Here is a 19,748-nt window from a genome sequence, read left to right on the forward strand (position 1 = left end):
TTCTGGAAGTGACGGGCAGTGATAACAGTGATAACCGCAAACGCGCAAACCTGGCTGACCTGCGCCGATGTATGCGGCATGATCGACACCATGGCCGCAGCCGACCCGATCCGCGCACTCAATGCGCAGCGGCTCAGCGCGGCCCGGAAACGCTACGGCTACAGCCTGCGTGAGTTGGCAATCGAGGTTGAAAACGTCCGCAAGCTACGTGGCGATGCCGACCTACCCGAACGGGAGTCCCTACGACAAAAGATCGCCCAGATCGAGCGAACCGGGATGCTCGGCCCGATGTGGCGTGAAGACCTCGCCGCGGTGTTCGGCGTCGAACCCGACGAGTTGTTCAGCGTGCCCATCGCCACCGCATTGCCGCACCCGCTGCTGGTGCGACTTCCTGTCAACCGCGACGTACTCGCTGTCATCGAGTCCCGGCAACAAGCCCATATCGAAGTCGAGCACACCTTCGGCCCTCAGCACGCCCGCCCCCTGGTGGAATCCGACCTTGCCACGATCGAATCCCTGATTGCGCACGCACCTTCGCAGATCAAGACCGAGATGCGGCATGCTGCCGGGGCTACCGCCGAGGTCGCTGGATGGATCGCCCAAGATGTCGGTGATCACGCCGCCGCAGAGAAACTCACCCACACCGCTGCCCTGCACCTGCGCACAGCCGGCCCAGCATTCAACGCCATGATCCTGATGCGCCAGTCCAACATCCTGACCCGCAGCGACCCCGACCTGGCCGCCGTCTTGGCTGCTGAGGCCGCCGAACTGATCGACGGGCGCGACGTGGGTCGCCTGGCCGCCAGTATCGCCCGCCAACAGGCCCTAGCTGAGCTGTTTAACCAGAATGAGCGAGAATTTCATCGCCGTGCCGCCGCTGCCCTCGAACTCGGCGATCTGCAACCCCATCCTCATGATCATGCGATCTACGCCCACGCCGCCTACGTCGCCAGCGAGATCGCCTTCGGCTACCTCCGCATTGATGACCCCGACAAGGCCGTCGCCCTGCTCGCCGGACACCATCACGCCTGGACCGCACACCAGTACCGCGATCAGACCGTGGCCGACATGCGGCTCCTGCACGCCTATATCGCCACCGGCGAATACCAGCAAGCACTGGCCCTCACCGACACGGCGATCCCGGGCTACCTCGCGGCACCCTCGCAGCGGGCCAGACTTCATCTGGCCAAGGCGGGCACACTCGTGCGCGACCGCCGACGACGACGAAACAAGGACCCGATCCTGCAACAGCTCGCCGGCCGTATCAAAAACGCCACCCAAGGAGTCATCGCATGAGCCGTCGAGTCATTCCCGACACCACCAGCACAGACCCCGCAACTGCCCGCTCTATCGCGGTGCTGCCGGTCGGCTCATTCGAGCAACACGGCCCCTACCTTCCGCTCGGCACCGACACGCTCATCGCCAGTGCTATCGCATCGTCAATCAGTCAGCACCACAAAGTGTTTCAGTTACCGCCGGTTACATTCGGCTGCTCTCACGAACACGTGGCCTACTCCGGCACCGTGAGCATCAGCGCCACCACCCTCGCCGCGATCGTCGCTGACATCATCGAATCACTGTCACAACAAAACACCGCCGGATTGATCATCGTGAACGGCCACGGCGGCAACGCTGTACTGACCAACGTCGTCCAGCAGGCCAACCAGCCCAAGGCCCCCATCAACGTCGGGCTCTACCCCAGCCGCGAAGACTGGGCCGAGGCCCGAACCGCCGCAGGCATCCATAGCAGCAGCCACGACGACATGCACGCCGGGGAACTGGAGACCTCCATCTTGCTCGCCACCGACCCCGACTACCTACGCGAAGGCTGGCAGACCAGCGACCACACCGCCACCGACCGCCGCTACCTGACCACCATCGGCATCCACGCCTACACGCCCACCGGCGTCATCGGCTACCCATCACAAGCCACCGAAACCAAAGGCAGCCAAGCCCTCGACCACCTCGGCCGCAACGCCGCCACGCTGATCGGACTCCTCACCGGCCAATAAGCCAAGCAGCCGGGCGGGGCGGCTACCGTCCGCTGGCGCTCCCGTCCGCCGCCCCGCAACACCCCAGCTCAAGACCGCCGACGCCCACCAGCAGCCACCGTGGACCCAGCTCGTGAGAACTTTCTTTACTGGTATCAAGTAACTAGAGTCCGATACGCTTGGCGATGATCTCGTTCATGATTTCGTTGGTGCCGCCGCCTATTCCGAGAATCCGGCAGTCTCGATAGTGTCTCTCGATCTCAGACTCACGCATGTAGCCCATCCCACCGAAGATCTGAACCGCCTCGTTGACCACGTAGTCGCACGCATACACAGCGGTGTTCTTGGCCATCGACACCTCGGCAACGACATCCTCCCCTGCTAGCCACCTCTGCATGACCGCACGGGTGTAGGTGCACGCCACGTCGACCTGTCGAGCCATCTCGGCAAGCTTATGGCGAATGACCTGGCGCCCCGTCAACGGTCTACCGAACGTTTCACGCTCCCGCGCCCAACTCTTGGCGAGATCGAGAGCCCTATCCGCCGTCGCGTACGCCTGGACAGCGATGCCGAGCCGTTCAGCCTGAAATTGCTGCATGATCTGCAAAAACCCGCTGTTCTCTGCCCCCACCAGGTTCTCAGCCGGTACGCGAACGTCGACGAAAGACAACTCGGCGGTGTCGCTACATCGCCACCCCATCTTGTCCAACCGGCGGGACACTTCAAATCCAGACGAATTCTTGTCGATCACGAGCAATGAAACTCCCCCGTAACCCGGTCCGCCGGTGCGTACCGCCGTAGTAACGAAGTCCGCCCGAACTCCGCTGGTGATGAACGTCTTTGCTCCGTTGACCACGTAGGTGTCGCCATCGCGCACTGCGCGTGTGCGCAAATTCGCGACATCTGAGCCTGCCCCAGGCTCGGTAACGCCCAGCGAGCCGATCATCTTTCCTGCGAGCGTCGGACGGACATATCGTTCAATCAGGACTTCGGAGCCATTGGCGGCAATGTGGGGAAGGGCAATGCCATGGGTGAACAAGGCGGCGCAGACGCCAGTGGACCCACCTGCGGCCAGGATGGCCTCAGTGACCAGTGCAGAGTCAATCGCGTTGCCGCCGCTGCCGCCGACTTCTTCCGGGAACCCGATTCCGAGAAGCCCGACCTCGGCAGCATTGAGGTGCAGGTCGCGCGGGATCTCACCCACCCGCTCCCATTCCGCTAGCTTCGGCGCGATTTCACGTTCGACGAAAGACCGCGCCATTTGACTCAGCGCTCGTCGCTCCGGCGTAGTCCACACCTTCGGGGCGACAACGAAACGAGCTGCCCCATCCTCGCATGCCGTGGTCGTGCCTGCGTCCGTCATCTCAGCCTCCGCGAGAATTTGATGGATTGATTACAAGGTGGCTGACGCTTGCCGTCCTCAGGATGGGCAAGGAGGACGCGACGCGCAGCAGCCTAAGCGGTCCGGCGGCGTGTAATCTGCAGCGGCGCAAGGACGTGAACATGAGAAGTGAAGCATGGTTCTCTTCAGAACCGGACGAGCCCTCGGATGTTTTTTCCTGAACGCATATCCTGGTAGCCCTCATTGATTTGGTCGAGGGAGTATTCGCGGGTGACCAACTCGTCGAGCTTCAACCGCCCGGCCGAGTAAAGCTCGACCAGCCGCGGAATATCGTGTGGCGCATTAGATGAGCCATATAAGGCGCCACGAATCTGCTTTTCGTAAAGCGTCATCTCCAGCAGTGACCCTGAGATCGACGACTCGTCGGGATGCCCGATGGCCGTAACCACGACGCGTCCGCGCTTTCCGACCAAGGCCAGCGCTTCGGCGGTATAAGAGGCCTCAGCCACATCAGTGGTGAGGATGCAGACATCGGCCAGCTTGCCCAGCGTCATATCGCTGACTAGCGACCAAGCTTCATCCATCGAGGCGGCGGTATGCGTCGCGCCGAACCCGCTCGCTTGCTCTCGTTTGAACTCCACCGGATCGACCGCCACAATTGCCAGCGCCCCCGCGATTCGCGCGCCCTGAATCGCATTCATTCCGATTCCGCCTGCTCCCACTACCACGACGGTGTCCCCGGCGCGCACCTCCCCAGTCCGCACCGCAGATCCGTAGCCGGTCGTGACGCCGCAACCGATCAACGCTGCCCGATCCAGAGGGATTCCGCCGTCAATCTTGACCACGGATGCCTGCGGCACCACTGTGTACTCGGAAAACGTTCCGAGCAAACACATCTGCCCGACGTCCTCGCCTCGTGCGTGAAAGCGATAGGTGCCGTCGACCTGCGGTCCCATCATCAGCGCCGCTCCCAGATCACAAAGATTGCCCATGCCGCGCGCGCAGTAGGAGCAGCGCCCACACGAGGGGAGGAAGGTCAAGATGACAGGATCACCTTCGGACAGATCCTCAACCCCTTCGCCGCACTCCGCGACTGTGCCAGCACCCTCATGGCCCCCTACTACCGGCAATGGGATCGGGAGGTCGCCGGTGACCAGATGTTCGTCGGAATGACACAAGCCGGTGGCCGCCAGCCGCACGAGGACCTCCCCGGGACCTGGCGGATCCAACTCGACTTCTTCGACCTCCCACTTCTGCTCCAAGCCCCACAAAACAGCGGCACGTGTCTTCATGCTGAAGTCCCTTCTATCTAATGACGCTTCTGAAGTAGTAATCCCGACTGCGCACGGTCACAAGAACTCGTCCTGAATGTCTCCCGACATGTCGCCGTAGGCCGCGGCGACCACTCGCCCGCACCCGGGCTCGTACCGGACTGGCATCACACATCGAGCAGGTCGTGACGCTTGTCGGCTTCGAGGATTGCCCGATATTCTGGAAAAAGGTTTTTCGCCTGCGGAATTAGCTTGATCAGTTTCGTGACAGGACCTTTCGCTCGTACCGTTCCCTTGGCCATCGCCATGGTCAAGTTCACCTTCCCCAACCAGAACCTATTTCCGGTATCCGCGGACATGAACAATTCGACATTCGGTGTAACGCCACTGTCCGCGCCGGTTTCTATCACCCTCTTCGGCATATCCACGGTTACTACCGCATCTGGATCGGTGTAATGAATCCGCAACACCACCCCGGACCCGGCAAGTCTGTTCGCAAGGTCTTCGTTCTCCAACCCTCGTCGAAAGATTCCGGCGAGGTAGCGGTAAACCTCTTCCGCATCAGCGAAGACAGCCATCGTGAATCTCCATTCTGGTTGACGCAGTCCAAGCACTCAAAAAAATTCCGTTGGGTCGCACCCAGTTTGATTTCCACCGCAGGTAACCTGCATTCATAGGAGTAGATTTCCTGCCTCCCTCAGCGCCTGCGCGAGTCGACGTTCGGCTTGCGGCAACTGCGCAGCGAGACAGGCCGCGCCACTCGCTCGCCGGCGCGGATCTGCACCGCGTTCGTAAGCGGTTCGCGCGACAGCGGTCCACAGCTTAGATGCGGTCTTCGCAGCCTCCGCTGCTCGGAACGCAGGTTCGAAACCCAACTCTTCAGCGACGCGCCGACATCCGCGTGCCTGCAGATCTCGGAAAAGACCGCCTCCGGTTCCGGCCTTTTCGATGAAGGCGCTCAGCGCAAACAAGGCACCGTCGAGGGTGTCGTCGTCAAAGATCTCCGGCCACCGCTCGAGGTCCTTCACAAACGTCGACACACCTGATAATCCACGCGCCTGAGATTCACAATCGGAGCCCTCGGTAATCGGCGCGCTCACAAACGAACCCTGCATCGCGTCCGCAGACCTACGGAAGGCCGACCGGGCAGCATTGCCGAGATCTGGTGCCGCGCTGGGCCACTCGACCACGTAGGTGGTGTGCCGCGTGGGGACGGGAAATCCCGTCGATGCGCGTGCCTTTCGTAAATTCTCATAAGGCACGGCTTGAGTTACATCGCGATCGTTATCGACTACGAACGCGAGTTCCTCGTCGTCGTCGTACCCAACGATCACGACATCGTGTCGGCTCATACTCAGACGCGTTCTCAGATAGGGCAATTCGGCGATGTCAGTCCACACCATGACCGGGGTACCGGCATCGATCTGTTCGGTCACCCATTTCCAACCGAGATCGGGGTCGTCTGTCGAACGGCACTCGAAGCGCGCACCCAACCGGGTCAAGTATTCGTCTTCGAGGTCCGCGCTGCGTCCAACGAGGTAGATCGGTGGATTTAGGTGTGCCGAGCGAACATACGAGAAGTCGAGGGCCCCGCCGAGCGCAAACACGATACCTTCGTCCGGGGTGTGGCCACCCCAACGGACCCCCGCCCATTCGGTCAAATCCCGAAGAGCACCCGATCCGCAATGTCCCGCCGTGTCGTGGCGATACGGCACCACTATCGATGCCATCAATCCTCCTCCAAGTGACTAACGTGCAGGCGGCAACTTATCTGAGTCATAGGGAACGCGAGATGATTTCCTTCATCACCTCGTTCGTGCCGGCATAAATTTTCTGCACGCGTTGATCCACCCACAATCTGGAGATGGGGTACTCGGTCATGTAGCCATATCCGCCGTGAAGCTGCATACAGTCATCGAGTACCTTCATCGCTCGCTCCGTGGTCCACCACTTCGCCATGGCGACGGTCTGCACGTCGAGTTGACCCGCAAGGTGCAGGTCGATGCAGTAGTCGAGGAATACTCGCGCGATGCGCGTTTCAGTCGCAGCTTCCGCCAAGGTGAATTTGGTGTTCTGGAAGCCGAAGACGGGCCGACCAAACGCCTCCCGTTCGCGGGTGTATTTGAGCGTTTGATCCAGGGCGAGTTCCATCGATGCGACAGCTCCCACCGCGACGATGAGTCGCTCTTGTGGCAGCTGCGTCATCAGCTGAATGAAGCCCTGTCCCTCAGCCTGGCCCAGTAGATGCGAGCGCGGAACTCTCACGTCATCGAAGAACAATTCGGAGGTGTCCTGGCCGCGTTGGCCGATCTTGTCGAGAACCTTGCCCCGCCGGAATCCGGGCCGGTCAGCCTCGACAGCGATCAAAGAGATGCCCGCAGCGCCCTGGCTCGGATCTGTCTTGGCAACAACGATGATGAGGTCGGCCTGTTGGCCGTTGGTGATGAAAGTCTTGGAGCCGGTGACTACGTACTCGTCACCGTCCAGGATGGCTTTTGTCTTGACGCTCTGCAGATCGGACCCAGTCCCCGGTTCCGTCATGGCTATCGCCCCGATCATTTCACCGGACGCCATCTTGGGAAGCCACTGCGCGCGCAGCTCTTCAGTCGCGTAATGCAGGATATAGTGGGCGACGATTCCGCTGTGCAGTCCCGCACCCCATGAGCTGTCACCGATGCGGGCCTGCTCTTCGAGCACGACCGCTTCGTGCGCGAAAGTTCCGCCCCCTCCGCCGTATTCCTCGGGTACGGACATGCAGAGCAATCCCAGCTCGCCCGCTCGGTTCCACAGTTCTCGGTCGACGTGGTGCTGGTCGGCAAAGCGTTGCGCATGCGGCGCCAATTCGGCCGAGAAGAACTTCGAAGCGAGATCACGAAGCTCGAGTAATTCTGCATTCATCCAGGGAGAGATTGGGGACGACATGATTACCTTCCGACTGTTGCAATTCCAGGGATTCGACGTTATGACGTTTCGATTTTGATGAGGTATTCGCCGGCAGAGTGGCGCGCACGGATGGCCTTTTTGTCGTACTTTCCGACGCTCGTCCGCGGAATATCGGACACGAAGCTCCATCGCTCAGGAACCCACCATTTGGCGACTTTGCCCGAAAGGAACGATCGGAGTTGGTCAATGTCAACGTCGGTTCCTGGGTGGACGACGACAAGCGCCAACGGCCGTTCCTGCCACCTATCGTCCGCGACGCCGACCACCGCCGCTTCGTACACGGCAGGGTGCCCGATCAGCGCGTTCTCCAGCTCCACCGAGGAGATCCATTCGCCACCTGACTTGATGACGTCTTTCGAGCGGTCGGTCAGGGTCAGATAGCCCTCGGCGTCGATCCTGCCCACATCACCGGTACGCAACCATCCGTCGTCGAACTTCTCCGTATCGTTGTCTCCGAAATAAGAACCGGTAATCCAAGGGCCGCGCGCCTGAATTTCCCCAACTGACCGACCGTCCCACGGCACGGGTTTCCCGTCGTCGTCCCGCAACCGGATTTCGACACCGCAGATCGGCCGGCCCTGGGATGCGCGCATCTCCCATCGTCGCGTCGTGTCGGCTCCGCGAGCCGGACGTGCAACGGTCGCCAGCGGAGAGGTTTCGGTCATCCCCCATGCCTGCACAATGGGCACGTTGTACTTCTCTTCGAACGCCCGCATCAAGGAAAGCGGAACAGCAGATCCCCCGCACGCCACCAGCCGTAGCGAAGAAATGTCCCGCCCAGGGTGCGAATCCAGATATCGGTCGACATCGTTCCAGATCGTCGGCACTGCACCGGCGACGGTCGGCCTGGTGTCTTCGATGATCGACACCAACGGCTCGGCCTGGAGAAACCGGTCGGGAAGCACCAAATCCGCGCCGGACATCAACGCGGCGTAGATAAGCCCCCAGGCATTGGCGTGAAACATCGGGACGATGGCCAGCACACTGTCGGCCTCGCTGACTGACAACGCGTTAGCTGTGCAGGCGGCCAGGGAGTGAAGGTACGTCGAACGGTGGCTGTAGACGACGCCCTTGGGATCTCCAGTGGTGCCGCTCGTGTAACACATGGCCGCGGCCGACCGCTCGTCGAGCTCAGGCCAGTCAAATGACTCTTCCTGACCGGCAAGCACTTCCTCGTAACGCAGAACGGTCTTCCCGCATCCCTGTAACGGGGCGAGGTCGCCGTCTCCGGTAACGATGACGGTGTGCACCGACGCCATCGCTGGGAGCGCGGGCGCCAACAACGGGGCGACCGAAGCGTCGACGAGGACGATCTGATCGCACGCGTGGTTGGCGATGTACGCGAGTTGCTCCCGAGCCAAACGAATGTTGAGCGTGTGCAGGACCGCTCCCATGGAGGGAATCGCACAGTAGGCCTCCAGATGCTCTTGGTTGCTCCACTGGAAGGTGGCCACGCGTTGGTCTGCCGTGATGCCAAGGCTGCGCAGCGCATTAGCAAGGCGAGCCACTCGCGCCAGCAGACTACGGTAGGGCGTTCTCCGATACCCATCTCCGGTCGGAGTGATGACCTCGCTGTCACCGTGTATGGCTGCCGCATGCTGAACAATCGCCGACACCGTGAGGGGAACATTTTGCATGGTGCTTTGCATGGTGCAGGGCCCTTTCAGGCGAAGAGGTCGGGACGGCTGTTCGGCTGGTCGATGAATGTTCCGTAGTGCGTTCTCAAAGCCTGCACGATGTCCGCTAGGGGTAGATCGTCGTAGGCTCCCCGGTCACGGAGATATTCCATGTGCTGGGTGCCGTCCCCGGTGAACCCGTGCAGCAGCGCGTCGCTACGCCCGTCGAAGTCGATGGGCGAGACACCGAACCGTGCGCACAACTCCCGATTGAACGCCGGGGTCGCCTTGACCCACGCACCGTTGAGAAGCATGAGACTGTAACCGTGATAGACGAAAATGTCGGTACCACCCATACGCTCGCGCAATGTCTTGGTCTGGAAGTGGTTTCGGACATCGGCGAACCCCAGCCGCGCTTGGATTCCCGCCGCTCGGCACGCCGCAGTCAGGAGCACGGCCTTCGGGATGCAGTAGGCTCGTTCTGCGGTTGCGACGGTGCTGGCGCGATAGGCGTGCGGGTTGTCGGTCACCGTGTACGGGTCGTACCAAATGGAGTCACGGACCGCGGTGAAGATGGCGATCGCCTTCTCGGTGTCGCCGCAGGCGCCACGGATGGCCGATGATGTGAAGTCACGCACCGAATCGTGTTGCCAGTCAAGGAACTCCGTGGGATCGAGGTAGGGCCTGTGGCCAACGGTCATCGGCGCTTCATCTCCAACGGAAGTCCGTCCACCGGAATGGGCAGCGAGGTGTTGTCCCATCGGATGTGATAGTTCTGCGGAACCGTCCAGGTGAACGAACGCAGCATCCTGTGCAGGATTGCTTTGACCTCGAGGGTCCCGAACTGCATGCCAATGCACTTGTGCGCTCCACCACCGAACGGTACCCAGGCGAATCGGTGGTGTTGGTCCTCACGCCGAGGCTCGCCAAAACGTGAGGGATCGAACCGGTCCGGATCACTCCAGATCTTCCGATCGAAGTGATTCACGGCGGGCGTTATGGCGCACAACGTGTTCGCGGGGATGTGATATCCGTCGAGGGCGACATCTCGAACCGTCTTGCGCATCACCAGCGGAACAGGTGCAAGCAGTCTGAGCGCTTCCTTGAGCACAAGGTCGATAACCGTCATCTTCTCCAGGGCTTCGATGTCTGGCAACCCGTCACCGACGGCCTCGGCTTCCGCAGCCGCTGCCTCCTGCCACTCCGGATACTTGGCGAGGAAATAGGCGACCGCAGTGGTGGTGATCGTCGATGTGTCGTGGGCCGCCATCATCAGGAAGATCATGTGATTCACCACGTCCTCGTCGGAAAACCGCTCCCCGTCCTCGGTGGTGGCTTGACATAAAGCAGCGAACAGATCGTTCGTCTCGCCGGCTCGCGCGGCCGGCAGATGCCGGAAGAAGTAGTCCTCCAAGACGCGCCGGCCTCGCACACCAGCGCGGAATCTGGTTCCCGGAAGGGGAGCACGCACAAGGGAACTCGCCGCCCGGACCGTGGCGACGAACGCCTTGTTGACAGCATCGCTCTCGTCCTTGCCGCGGCCGCCCATGAAGACGTCAGTGGCTATGTCGAGGGTGAGTTCCTTCAGCAGTGGGTAGATGCGAACCGACGGACCCACCGGCCACGCGGGCACTGCCGTGCGAACGCGTGGGGTCACCTGTTCGACATATCCGGTCAGGCGGGGACGCGTAAACGCCTCTTGCATGATGCGCCGGTGCATCAGGTGCTCGTCGAAGCTCATGAGCATCAAACCGCGATGGAAGAAGGCGTCGATCAGGAAGGACCAGCCGTCCTGAGAGAATGCCTTCGCTTCGCTCGTGAATGCCTCGCGAGTAGCGTCCGGGCCGGCGATGACCACCATCTTGTGGCCGAACGCGCCCATCCACGACACCGAACCCAGACGGTCGTAACGCTCCCGACTGAAATCCGAGCCGAATCGGATGTAGTCGAGCGTGTGACCCACCAAGGGCAGTCCCGCATCCCCCCGGATAGCTTTCAACCCACTTCCCGCGGGTACTGGTGACAGTTCACGAACCGGCCAACCACGACTCCATCGACGCCATCTGTCGTCGACGGCGTCAGGCGCGGGGACCATGATCACAGAGGACAACCGCTCCTTCACGTGGCGTGCAGGCGCGAGAAGATGATTCGTCATGGTTCCTCCTCCTGGACGCTTGGCCGCTCTGACGGCGTCGCCACTAGTCTTTACAAATGTGCGATTGATGTCAATATCTGGACAATATTGGTCTAAGTGGTTAAGTGAGCGCCTCGGACCCCTGATCGTCCCGGCGACGCAACAGCTTCCATTCGGAGCTGCTTTTTACCGCTAGGGGCCCAACCTTTCTCAAGACGTAATCGCTGCTTCGCGGATTACGGGTGAGGAGTCGGTAGATGAAGGTAGGGCCCGGCCAGTTCGTCGGGATTTCCCCACTCGAGGTCCGATACCAGCTCGCACAGAGCGCCCACACCGACCTCCCTAGTCGCCGTTTCAAGCGCGTGTTGTAACGCTGCGCAATCTCTGACTTCACATCGATCGCATGACCTGGATGGGCAGCCACGACCTTGATGAGCGTTGCGATGTGACGAACTTGTGACTCGATCATGTAGAGGATCGACCCCGAGCCCACATTCGTGTTAGGACCATAAAGCAGGAACAGGTTCGGGAACATGGGGACAGCGATGCCCAGATATGCGTGTGCCTGGGCCTTCCACACCTCGGCCAAGGAGACTCCGTGGGAGCCGCGCACGGACATTGGGGCGAGGAAATCGGTGGCGCGAAACCCGGTTCCGTAGATCACGACATCTGTAGGACGAAATTCGCCGTCCTCGGTCGTGACACCCTTGTCGCAGAGTTTTGCAATCGCGTTCGGCACCAACGACACGCGATCACTCGCGACTGCTGGATAGTAGTCATTCGAGAACAGCACTCGCTTGCACCCTGGCGCGTCGGAAGGCGTTAATTGCTCGCGCAGAGAGCGGCTGGCGACCTGCCGATGTAGGTGGTGGCGCGCGATCACACCGAGGACCCGTGAGAGGGGCTTCGCGTCGACTAGCGTCACAGCGAGCAACTCGAAAATGAGCCATACCGCGAAACGCTCGAGGCGCAGCGCCATCGGCAATAATTCGCTCACCCTGTGGTGACGGCCTCGATATGTGCTGTCCCATTTCGGGAGAATCCACGGAGCCGTACGCTGGTACAGCGTGACATGCTCCGCCTCCCGGGCGATGTGTGGCACGAATTGGATGGCACTTGCTCCTGTGCCGATGACGGCGACTCGCTTGCCGCGAAGCGACACCGATCGGTCCCAACGTGCCGAATGAAAGCGCGGCCCCTGGAAGGAGTCTGCGTCGGCAATATCGGGTATGTAGGGCAAGGAGAGCTGACCCACAGCCGACACGACGACATCGCAGGTTATTGTCTCGTTCGAGTTCGTAGCCAGGGTCCAACGCCCGAACTGCTCATCGAAGCTCAGGTCGACAACTTCGGTCTCTGTGCGTAGATGTGCGTCCAGTCCGCCACTCTTCACGAGTCGTTGGAGGTAATCGAGTATCTCGGGTTGCTCGGCATATCGCCGTGACCAGCGGGCATTGGGCTGGTAGGAGAGCGAGTACAACGCAGACGGCACGTCACAGGCCGCTCCCGGGTAGGTGTTGTCACGCCAAACACCCCCGATGTCTGCATCCTTCTCCAGTATGACGAAGTTCGTGAAACCGTCCTTCATCAGCCGGTGAGCCATCGCAACCCCAGCAAAGCCGGCCCCGATGATCACGATCGACGGATCGTACGCGCGACGGGCTGTCGCGAAGTCGCTGCTCATGAGACAGAGAAGGCTGACTTGACGCTGCGGGACTGCAGGGGCATCGCCTGTTCGAACACTTTCACCTGACTCCCGAGGCTTCAAGGAAGCGTCCCGCTCGATGAATCGCGTCGCGGGCTTCGGGAAGGATCCGGAACATAGCCTGGAATACATGGATCTGTCCCCGATATATCTGGATCTCGACGTGGCATCCAGCCGATTGAAGTCGCTCGGCGAGACGCCGCGAGTCATCGATCAACATTTCCCTCCCGCCCACCTGAATGAGGATCGGCGGCATCGCGGTCAGGTCCGCGTCAAGGACACTGAGGCGCGGATCGTCGCGATCTGCACCCCCTACGTAGAGGCCAAGAGCGCGCGCCGCTGATTGAGCGGAGGCAAAAGGATCCCGGCGGCGAAGTTCACGCGCCCTGGCGAGTTCGCACCTGAGATCCAGGACGGGAGACATCAGCAGCATCGCATCAGGGAGCGGCAATCCAGCCGCACGTGCGCCCAAGGCCGTGGCCATCGTGAGCTGACCGCCCGCCGAATCTCCGGCAACCGCGACGGTGCGCTGGCAAGAACCCGGGGACCCTCCGCTGGTAAGCCAGCGATACGCGTTCAGTGCATCGTCCGCGGCCGCGGGATAGGGATATCGTGGCGCAAGTCGGTACTTGACGGCGAAGATTGGGCGTCCGCTTGCAGAGGCGAGTTCGCCGAGAAGACCGCGGTGCGTATCCGGAGAGCACATTGAATATGCGCCACCGTGTATATAGAGCAATGGGTTGGCATGCGGATTAATGACAGGTGTGGTGATCCAGTCCCCACGAACCGGGCCTCCGGCGAATACCGTGTCAACCTTGCGCACTGTGACGCCGCGCCGGGGCCGCGATGCGACGAGCGCTGTTCGTAGCGCGCGATCCATCACCGCAAGTCCGTAGGCGTTTGATGGCATCAGCTGCGCCAGTGGCCGCAGCGTAGTTCGCGAGGACATCGCGACGAGATGACTGGCAAGACTCGGCTGCCAGTCAGGGGCATCCATTCTGGTCATTGGGGACACACCTCCCCGGGCCGATTCTCGAATCGGTAGTCCGAGAGGCGAAAGGTGCGGCTCCGCCAATAGGTCTCCAGAGTCGTTGATGGACGGAGTGGAACGTCACCGTGCTTGTCGAAGTAGTAGCTGTTGGCATTGGAACAGCTCGGCTGCCAGAAAACCTGCCTGTGACGCCGCCGTAGCACTTCGGCGAAATAACGGTCGTTCGCCTCCTTCTTGACCTCCACGCAGTTAGCACCCAGCGCCCGCGCGCGGCGGAGACACCGGACGATGTGCCGACTCTGCGCCTCGATGAGCGTGAAGTACGAGGAACCGTTGTAGCCGTACGGGCCGAAGATGTTGAAATGATTCGGGAATCCCGGGACGCTCACCCCTTCGAAGGCCTGCAGTCGGTGCTCGTCCCACCATGTAGCCTGCTCCAGCCCGCCGCGTCCTTTCAGCACGTAAGTGGGCATGTTGCCCGACTCCATCACTTTGAAGCCGGTGGCCAGGATCAAGACGTCAATGGGATGAGCTTTGCCGTCTCGAGTATGGACGGATGCATGGTCGATATGGGTTATGCCGCTCGTCTCGAGCGATACGTTGGACCGGTTGTACGTTGCGAGATAGGAATTGTGGAAGCTGGGTCGTTTACAGCCCAACGAGTAGCGCGGAATGAGTTGTTCTCTCGTCGTCGGGTCATGGACCTCACGCCGCATGTACCGCTTTGCGGCGCTCTCCATGACATCGGCGAACGGCATCACCGTATGAAAGTGAGCGGCGATTGGGAAAGTGATTTCCACGAACGCCTGGCTCGCGGCCCGGGTCGCCAATTGCGCCCCCGGCAGGAAACGTAGAAGCCTTCCACCCCACGTCGGTATGGGGAAGTCTGGCTTCGGCAGACAATAAATTGGAGTTCGCTGAAAGACCGTCAGACTCTCTGCTTTCTTTGCGACTTCGGGTATCAGTTGCACCGCCGACGCACCGGTACCGATTACTGCGACCCTCTTCCCGCTGAGATCTTTGGTATCGTCCCATCTCGCCGTGTGGAGTGTAACGCCGGCGAAATCTCGTACCCCCTTGATTTCAGGCCACTTTGGCCGACTGAGAACGCCGGAGCAATTTATCACGAAGCGTGCCGTGAACTCCTCACCATTGGCGCTGGTCAAACGCCACCGTGTTGCGTTCTCGTCGAAACAAGCCTCGGTAATGGTTGTGTTGAAACGAATATGGTCCCGGAGCCCATACTTTTCAACACACCGCTCGGCATAGGCTTTGAGCTCATTGCCGTGGGCGTACGTGCGCGACCAAGAGGGCCGCATTTCGTATGAGAATTGATAACTGTACGACGGTATGTCGACAGCGATACCCGGGTAGGTGTTCCAGTGCCACGTACCACCTACGCCATCGGCGTCATCAATCATCGAGAAGTCGGTAAATCCCGCCTTCATCAAGCTGATGCCAGACCCGATGCCGGAAAATCCAGCTCCTATGATGATTATCTCGTAATTACGGTCGGACTTGCGATCCATTGCTTTGTATGTCACCGTTCTGACGGTCAGCCGTGCAAATTAGAATTCAGAGTGATTGCGTCAGCTGGTGTGTATCGTCGCGCCGAGTTATCACGTAATCATGAGGATTCAAGCGGGAAAGTTCTCTCGTAAACTGGGTCGCGAAACCTGGGTACATCGTGCCGTTGTAGCCGTCTTCGGTCAAATACCAACTGCTGCACCCCGAATTCCAGGTCGTTCGTCGAAGGCGTCGCTGAATACTGGAGTGATAGCGGTCCTGGCGATCCTCTCTCACATCCAAAGTGCTGATGTCATTTTGCTGAAGGAGCTTGATCGCCTTGACGATGTAGTCGATTGCGGCCTCCATATATACGAGCGCCGAGTTGTGGCCTGGCCCGGAATTCGGTCCGAAAGTGAAGAACAAGTTCGGATAGCCGGCCACGCTCACGCTCTTGAACGCGAATGTCCCCTGAGACCATTCATCGCCGAGCTTCCGACCGCCGAGGCCGCTGATCGGGAACGGGGTGCCGCGTTTGCACACATCGAAGCCGGTGGCAAACACGATGCAGTCCACCTCGTGCTCGACACCGTCGGCGGTTCGGATCCCGTTGGGTGACAATGTGGCGATCGGCCAGCTGATCAGCTTGCAGTTATCCGCCTGTAACGCCGGGTAATAATCGCTGGTCATGAGCATACGTTTGCAGCCGGGTCTGAAATGGGGCGTCAACTGACGTCTCAACCAGGGGTCTTTCACCTGCCGACGCAGATGAGCCTTCGCCGCCAGCTGTATCGCCGATGTCGCGGCGGTGTTCCAGACCATACCCACGGCCATCACTTCGTGGGTCCAGAACCAGGCGTCGCGGAGCGCTTGTTCGCTCATCGGCAGTCGTTTGAAGGTCGAACGCGCCCAGGCCGGATGCTTGAAGTTCACCCGCGGTAGCACCCAGCCGGGCGTTCTTTGGAAAACTTTGACCGACGCAGCCGACTTCACGAGCTCAGGAACGATCTGCACCGCGCTCGCGCCGGTTCCGATGACCGCAACCCTCTTATCGCTGAGGTCATAGCCGTGATCCCATCGAGCACTGTGAATTTTCTTTCCCTCATACGAATCAATTCCTCGAACATCGGGAAAGCTGGCGTTGGCAAGTGGTCCACCGGACATTACAACTGACCGGGCTTGATACCGCTTTCCCTCTGCTGTGTCGGCCACCCAGATGCCGGCATCCTCGTCGAATTCCAAGCAAGTCACGTCGGTATCGAACCGGATGAACCGGGCAAGGTCGTACTTGGCGACCATATCGTCGATGTACCCGAGGATCTCAGCGCTTCCCGAGTAGGTTTGAGTCCAGCCCGGATTCGGCTCGAACGAGTAGGAGTAGAGAAGCGAGGGAATATCGCAGGCCGCTCCGGGATAGGTGTTGTCTCGCCAGGTGCCTCCGACGCGGTCTGACCGTTCCAGAATGACGAAGTCATCCGTGCCCTCCTGAAGCAGTCTGATCGCCGTACCGATACCTGCGAACCCGGCGCCGACAATCAACGTCGTCGTGGTGCCTGTCATTTGGCAACCGGTTCGTAGGTCAGTTCGTCCGTCCACGATGGCGGCCGGCCGAAGATCTGAACAGGGAAAACATCGATCGCACTGCCAAGGCGCTGAGACACGAAGTGCAGAGGCTGGGACCGCTTGATGGAAGACGACATGTGCGCCTTCAAGATGTGATAGCCGGGCACCCTACGCGTGTGTTCACTGCGATCGCCGACATTGGCGTACCGCGTCACTGCGTTGTATAACTTCTCCTCGGACAGACCCATAGCGTTGAGATTCATCAACATGCGCGTCAACAGCGGGATATACAGCAACGCGCCGGTGAGAATACGCGGGTCGACCAGAGCGCCCGCAGTTTGAATGGCGTGGATTCGCATCGGACTGGCGCCCAGGTCGTTCAAGACCTGGAAGCCAACCGCGAGATGCCTTGATTCGTCGCTGTTGACCTTGTTGAACACCTCCCCGCAGACGGGGTCGTCAACCTCATCGAGGAGAAACTTCAGCAGCGCTCCATCGAGCGCAGTCTCCAGTGCCGGGATCGCGGCCCCGATGACGGTCAGAGGAAGGGCTTCGGCGTAGCGGTCCAACCATTCGATGACCAACCGAATATTCTTGTTCGGGATCGGCTTCTCGCCGTCCTCGAGCATGCCCCAGCGACGCATCAGAGCAAGTTCGGCGTTGGCGTGACGCTGTTCCTCGGCATGAAAATAGCGATAAATGTCGCCAAGCGCTTCGAATGGTGCCTTCGGAGCCATCGCGGCGAAGGCGCGCGCTCCAACATGCTCAATCCACACCACGTCGGCCATGAACTGCTTGAGTCTGGGACGCTGTTCGTCGGTGATCAGTTCCGCCCCAGGAGCGTCCCAATCGATATCGGCCAGAGCCCACTGCCTGTTTTTGATCGTCTCGAGCATGTCACTGTATGCGAAAGCCACTTTCCTGCTCCTTTACTCGGCTGAATCGTTCCACGAGGCCATGCGCTCCACGAGGCCCAGCGTGCGTGTGAAAGGACCAGGAAGGCCCCTCTTGAGTTGCCACAAGACTTTGGCGTCAAGTTGCGGCACTACGTAAATCCGTCCGCGATCATGTGCGTCCAAAGTCATGCGAGCTACGCGCTGCGGCGAAATGCCGGTCCATTTCATCAGGTTGGTCGCGAGCCTTGCAGCCGCCTCGTCGATTTGAGGATTGTTGACGATGTTCGTCTTCACGAAGGTGGGGCAAAGCACTGTGACCTTGACGTCAGTACCGCTCAGTTCGGCCGCCAATGTCTCCGACAGAGCGAGCACTCCGGCCTTGCTCACGTTGTAAGCCGCCATCCGAGGGGCCGAGCCAAAGCTCGCTGCGGACGCCACATTGATGACTCCGCCGTGCCCATTGCTGCGGAGCCGAGGCACAAAAGTCTCGCAGCCGTAGATAACGCCCCAGAGGTTGACAGCAATCGCCGCGTTCCAGTCCTCGATCGACGTCGCGCCGATGCGGTTGCCGCCCGCACCGATTCCGGCGTTGTTGATGACGAGGCTCGCAGCCTTCCCGAACCAGTCTTCGCTCACATCAGCGAGGTTGCGGACCTGCTCAAGATCGGTGACATCGCATGCGATGTCGAAGCCCTCGCCGCCAGCCTGCCTCACCAACTCGGCCGACTCTTTCGCAGTGACGGGATCTCTGTCGGCGCACACCACGCGTCCGCCTCGGCGGGCAAGCTCCACAGCGAACGCGCGACCGATGCCGCTTCCTGCGCCTGTGACGACTGCATCGGCGCGGTGCGTTCTACCTGGTGAAAAACCGAACGGCAGCAATCTCATCCGTCTGCCTTTCGGATCGCGACAGCGTTCACGGCTGTGCGGGAACTCTTAATTGGGGGCATAGGCCACCACTGGTGTCGCATGCCACCACTTTGGTCGTGGCTCAGGCGATTTGTCAAGATGTAGACGTGCGGTCGATAAACAAGCGCTGGGGTGGTCGGACCGGTGCTGAGCGTCGAGCAGAGCGACGGCAGAAATTCATCGAGGCCGCAACCGAGATCTGGAGTGAGAGCGGTTGGGCCTCGGTGACTATGCGCGGTGTATGCGGCCGCGCAGCGCTGAACGATCGATACTTCTACGAGGAATTCAAGACACGCGATGAACTGCTCGTTGCTGCGTGGGACGGCGTCCGCGACGACATGCTCGGCGAGGTCGCTGCGCTCTTCACCGAGCGTGCGAATCGGCCGCCGATCGAAACCATCACCTCGGCGATCGCCGTCGTCATCGACCGGATCGCACGCGAACCCGGCCGGGCCCACATCCTGCTTGCTCAACATGTAGGCAGCTCACCGCTGCAAGACCGCCGCGCCGTGGCGCTACAGGAAGCAACGCAGCTGGTCGTTGAGGCAAGCCGGCCACACCTCCGACAAGATGCCGACGAGATGGCCCTTCGCATGGACACTCTGATCGCCGTAGGCGGGTTCGTCGAAGTCATGACAGCCTGGAACTCGGGTCTGCTTGAGGTGACCGAGAAGGAAGTGGTCGCGCACACGAGCAGACTGGCTGAGACCCTCGCTCAACGCTATGTCGTCAGCGACTGATCCAGGCCCACAGAGCCAACCATCTCCGTGGCCGTCGCTGCCGAACCGCATTCGTGGTTCGACCGTCCCGGCGCCCACGTGACCGACGGCGCGCGCGTGAGGCTGCCGGCGTCGCACGCTGTTCGGCAGGAGCGACGCAGG

General features: G+C 60.7%; 17 protein-coding genes. 3 read left to right on the forward strand and 14 right to left on the reverse strand.

Annotated elements, in window-relative coordinates; genetic code table 11:
* Positions 1-78 precede the first annotated feature (78 nt).
* A complete protein-coding gene (locus EJK91_RS01400; protein ID WP_234808192.1) occupies positions 79-1,296 on the forward strand; it encodes a hypothetical protein in 1,218 nt (405 codons plus the stop codon).
* Complete coding sequence (locus EJK91_RS01405; protein WP_083080114.1) at positions 1,293-2,012, forward strand: creatininase family protein; 720 nt, start codon at positions 1,293-1,295, stop codon at positions 2,010-2,012. The genes EJK91_RS01400 and EJK91_RS01405 overlap by 4 nt, the downstream gene beginning before the upstream one ends.
* Positions 2,013-2,154: 142 nt before the next feature.
* On the opposite strand, the gene EJK91_RS01410 is transcribed toward EJK91_RS01405, so the two are convergent.
* The 14 genes from EJK91_RS01410 to EJK91_RS01475 all read right to left on the reverse strand — a co-directional run bounded on the left by EJK91_RS01410 (position 2,155) and on the right by EJK91_RS01475 (position 18,846).
* On the reverse strand, positions 2,155-3,354 hold the full coding sequence (locus EJK91_RS01410; protein ID WP_083080113.1) for an acyl-CoA dehydrogenase family protein: 1,200 nt from the start codon (positions 3,352-3,354) through the stop codon (positions 2,155-2,157).
* A gap of 164 nt (positions 3,355-3,518) precedes the next feature.
* Positions 3,519-4,625, reverse strand: a complete 1,107-nt coding sequence (locus tag EJK91_RS01415; protein ID WP_083080112.1) for an NDMA-dependent alcohol dehydrogenase — start codon at positions 4,623-4,625, stop codon at positions 3,519-3,521.
* Positions 4,626-4,771: 146 nt separating this feature from the next.
* Positions 4,772-5,182: an SCP2 sterol-binding domain-containing protein gene (locus tag EJK91_RS01420; RefSeq protein WP_083080110.1), complete on the reverse strand. Its 411-nt coding sequence runs from the start codon at positions 5,180-5,182 to the stop codon at positions 4,772-4,774.
* A 93-nt stretch (positions 5,183-5,275) separates the two neighbouring features.
* Positions 5,276-6,334 carry a BtrH N-terminal domain-containing protein gene (locus tag EJK91_RS01425; protein ID WP_083080109.1) on the reverse strand — a complete coding sequence of 353 codons (1,059 nt, stop codon included), beginning with the start codon at positions 6,332-6,334 and terminating at the stop codon, positions 5,276-5,278.
* A gap of 46 nt (positions 6,335-6,380) precedes the next feature.
* The gene (locus EJK91_RS01430) at positions 6,381-7,526 is read right to left on the reverse strand and encodes an acyl-CoA dehydrogenase family protein (RefSeq protein WP_083080107.1); all 1,146 of its coding nucleotides are present in this window, start codon (positions 7,524-7,526) and stop codon (positions 6,381-6,383) included.
* Positions 7,527-7,564: 38 nt separating this feature from the next.
* A complete protein-coding gene (locus tag EJK91_RS01435; RefSeq protein ID WP_109560643.1) occupies positions 7,565-9,184 on the reverse strand; it encodes a fatty acid--CoA ligase in 1,620 nt (539 codons plus the stop codon).
* A 26-nt stretch (positions 9,185-9,210) separates the two neighbouring features.
* A complete protein-coding gene (locus EJK91_RS01440; RefSeq protein ID WP_083080104.1) occupies positions 9,211-9,864 on the reverse strand; it encodes a transglutaminase-like domain-containing protein in 654 nt (217 codons plus the stop codon).
* Positions 9,861-11,318, reverse strand: coding sequence for a cytochrome P450 (locus EJK91_RS01445; RefSeq protein WP_083080103.1), 1,458 nt, complete (start codon positions 11,316-11,318; stop codon positions 9,861-9,863). The genes EJK91_RS01440 and EJK91_RS01445 overlap by 4 nt, the downstream gene beginning before the upstream one ends.
* A 100-nt stretch (positions 11,319-11,418) precedes the next feature.
* Positions 11,419-12,981 (reverse strand): flavin-containing monooxygenase, encoded by a 1,563-nt coding sequence (locus EJK91_RS01450; protein WP_125078072.1) that lies wholly within the window; start codon positions 12,979-12,981, stop codon positions 11,419-11,421.
* A gap of 61 nt (positions 12,982-13,042) precedes the next feature.
* On the reverse strand, positions 13,043-14,008 hold the full coding sequence (locus EJK91_RS01455; RefSeq protein WP_125078073.1) for an alpha/beta hydrolase: 966 nt from the start codon (positions 14,006-14,008) through the stop codon (positions 13,043-13,045).
* Positions 14,005-15,522, reverse strand: coding sequence for a flavin-containing monooxygenase (locus tag EJK91_RS01460; protein ID WP_125078074.1), 1,518 nt, complete (start codon positions 15,520-15,522; stop codon positions 14,005-14,007). Before EJK91_RS01460 ends, EJK91_RS01455 begins: the two co-directional genes overlap by 4 nt.
* 46 nt (positions 15,523-15,568) lie before the next feature.
* The gene (locus EJK91_RS01465) at positions 15,569-17,059 is read right to left on the reverse strand and encodes a flavin-containing monooxygenase (protein WP_125078075.1); all 1,491 of its coding nucleotides are present in this window, start codon (positions 17,057-17,059) and stop codon (positions 15,569-15,571) included.
* Positions 17,056-17,979 carry a ferritin-like domain-containing protein gene (locus EJK91_RS01470; RefSeq protein ID WP_125078076.1) on the reverse strand — a complete coding sequence of 308 codons (924 nt, stop codon included), beginning with the start codon at positions 17,977-17,979 and terminating at the stop codon, positions 17,056-17,058. The genes EJK91_RS01465 and EJK91_RS01470 overlap by 4 nt, the downstream gene beginning before the upstream one ends.
* Positions 17,980-17,991: 12 nt before the next feature.
* Positions 17,992-18,846: an SDR family NAD(P)-dependent oxidoreductase gene (locus EJK91_RS01475; RefSeq protein WP_125078077.1), complete on the reverse strand. Its 855-nt coding sequence runs from the start codon at positions 18,844-18,846 to the stop codon at positions 17,992-17,994.
* Between the two features lie 128 nt (positions 18,847-18,974).
* Between EJK91_RS01475 and EJK91_RS01480 the strand changes: the two genes are divergently transcribed.
* Positions 18,975-19,607: a TetR/AcrR family transcriptional regulator gene (locus EJK91_RS01480; protein ID WP_125078108.1), complete on the forward strand. Its 633-nt coding sequence runs from the start codon at positions 18,975-18,977 to the stop codon at positions 19,605-19,607.
* Positions 19,608-19,748 lie beyond the last annotated feature (141 nt).

The sequence above is a fragment of the Mycobacterium sp. P7213 genome, from assembly GCF_900604305.1.
Lineage (GTDB): Bacteria > Actinomycetota > Actinomycetes > Mycobacteriales > Mycobacteriaceae > Mycobacterium.

Coding starts and splice junctions, on each gene's coding strand:
- EJK91_RS01430 (WP_083080107.1), bottom strand. CDS start 7,526: ATGTCGTCCCCAATCTCTCCCTGGATGAATGCAGAATTACTCGAGCTT.
- EJK91_RS01400 (WP_234808192.1), top strand. CDS start 79: ATGATCGACACCATGGCCGCAGCCGACCCGATCCGCGCACTCAATGCG.
- EJK91_RS01460 (WP_125078074.1), bottom strand. CDS start 15,522: ATGGATCGCAAGTCCGACCGTAATTACGAGATAATCATCATAGGAGCT.
- EJK91_RS01455 (WP_125078073.1), bottom strand. CDS start 14,008: ATGACCAGAATGGATGCCCCTGACTGGCAGCCGAGTCTTGCCAGTCAT.
- EJK91_RS01420 (WP_083080110.1), bottom strand. CDS start 5,182: ATGGCTGTCTTCGCTGATGCGGAAGAGGTTTACCGCTACCTCGCCGGA.
- EJK91_RS01440 (WP_083080104.1), bottom strand. CDS start 9,864: ATGACCGTTGGCCACAGGCCCTACCTCGATCCCACGGAGTTCCTTGAC.
- EJK91_RS01465 (WP_125078075.1), bottom strand. CDS start 17,059: ATGACAGGCACCACGACGACGTTGATTGTCGGCGCCGGGTTCGCAGGT.
- EJK91_RS01450 (WP_125078072.1), bottom strand. CDS start 12,981: ATGAGCAGCGACTTCGCGACAGCCCGTCGCGCGTACGATCCGTCGATC.
- EJK91_RS01415 (WP_083080112.1), bottom strand. CDS start 4,625: ATGAAGACACGTGCCGCTGTTTTGTGGGGCTTGGAGCAGAAGTGGGAG.
- EJK91_RS01425 (WP_083080109.1), bottom strand. CDS start 6,334: ATGGCATCGATAGTGGTGCCGTATCGCCACGACACGGCGGGACATTGC.
- EJK91_RS01435 (WP_109560643.1), bottom strand. CDS start 9,184: ATGCAAAATGTTCCCCTCACGGTGTCGGCGATTGTTCAGCATGCGGCA.
- EJK91_RS01445 (WP_083080103.1), bottom strand. CDS start 11,318: ATGACGAATCATCTTCTCGCGCCTGCACGCCACGTGAAGGAGCGGTTG.
- EJK91_RS01410 (WP_083080113.1), bottom strand. CDS start 3,354: ATGACGGACGCAGGCACGACCACGGCATGCGAGGATGGGGCAGCTCGT.
- EJK91_RS01475 (WP_125078077.1), bottom strand. CDS start 18,846: ATGAGATTGCTGCCGTTCGGTTTTTCACCAGGTAGAACGCACCGCGCC.
- EJK91_RS01405 (WP_083080114.1), top strand. CDS start 1,293: ATGAGCCGTCGAGTCATTCCCGACACCACCAGCACAGACCCCGCAACT.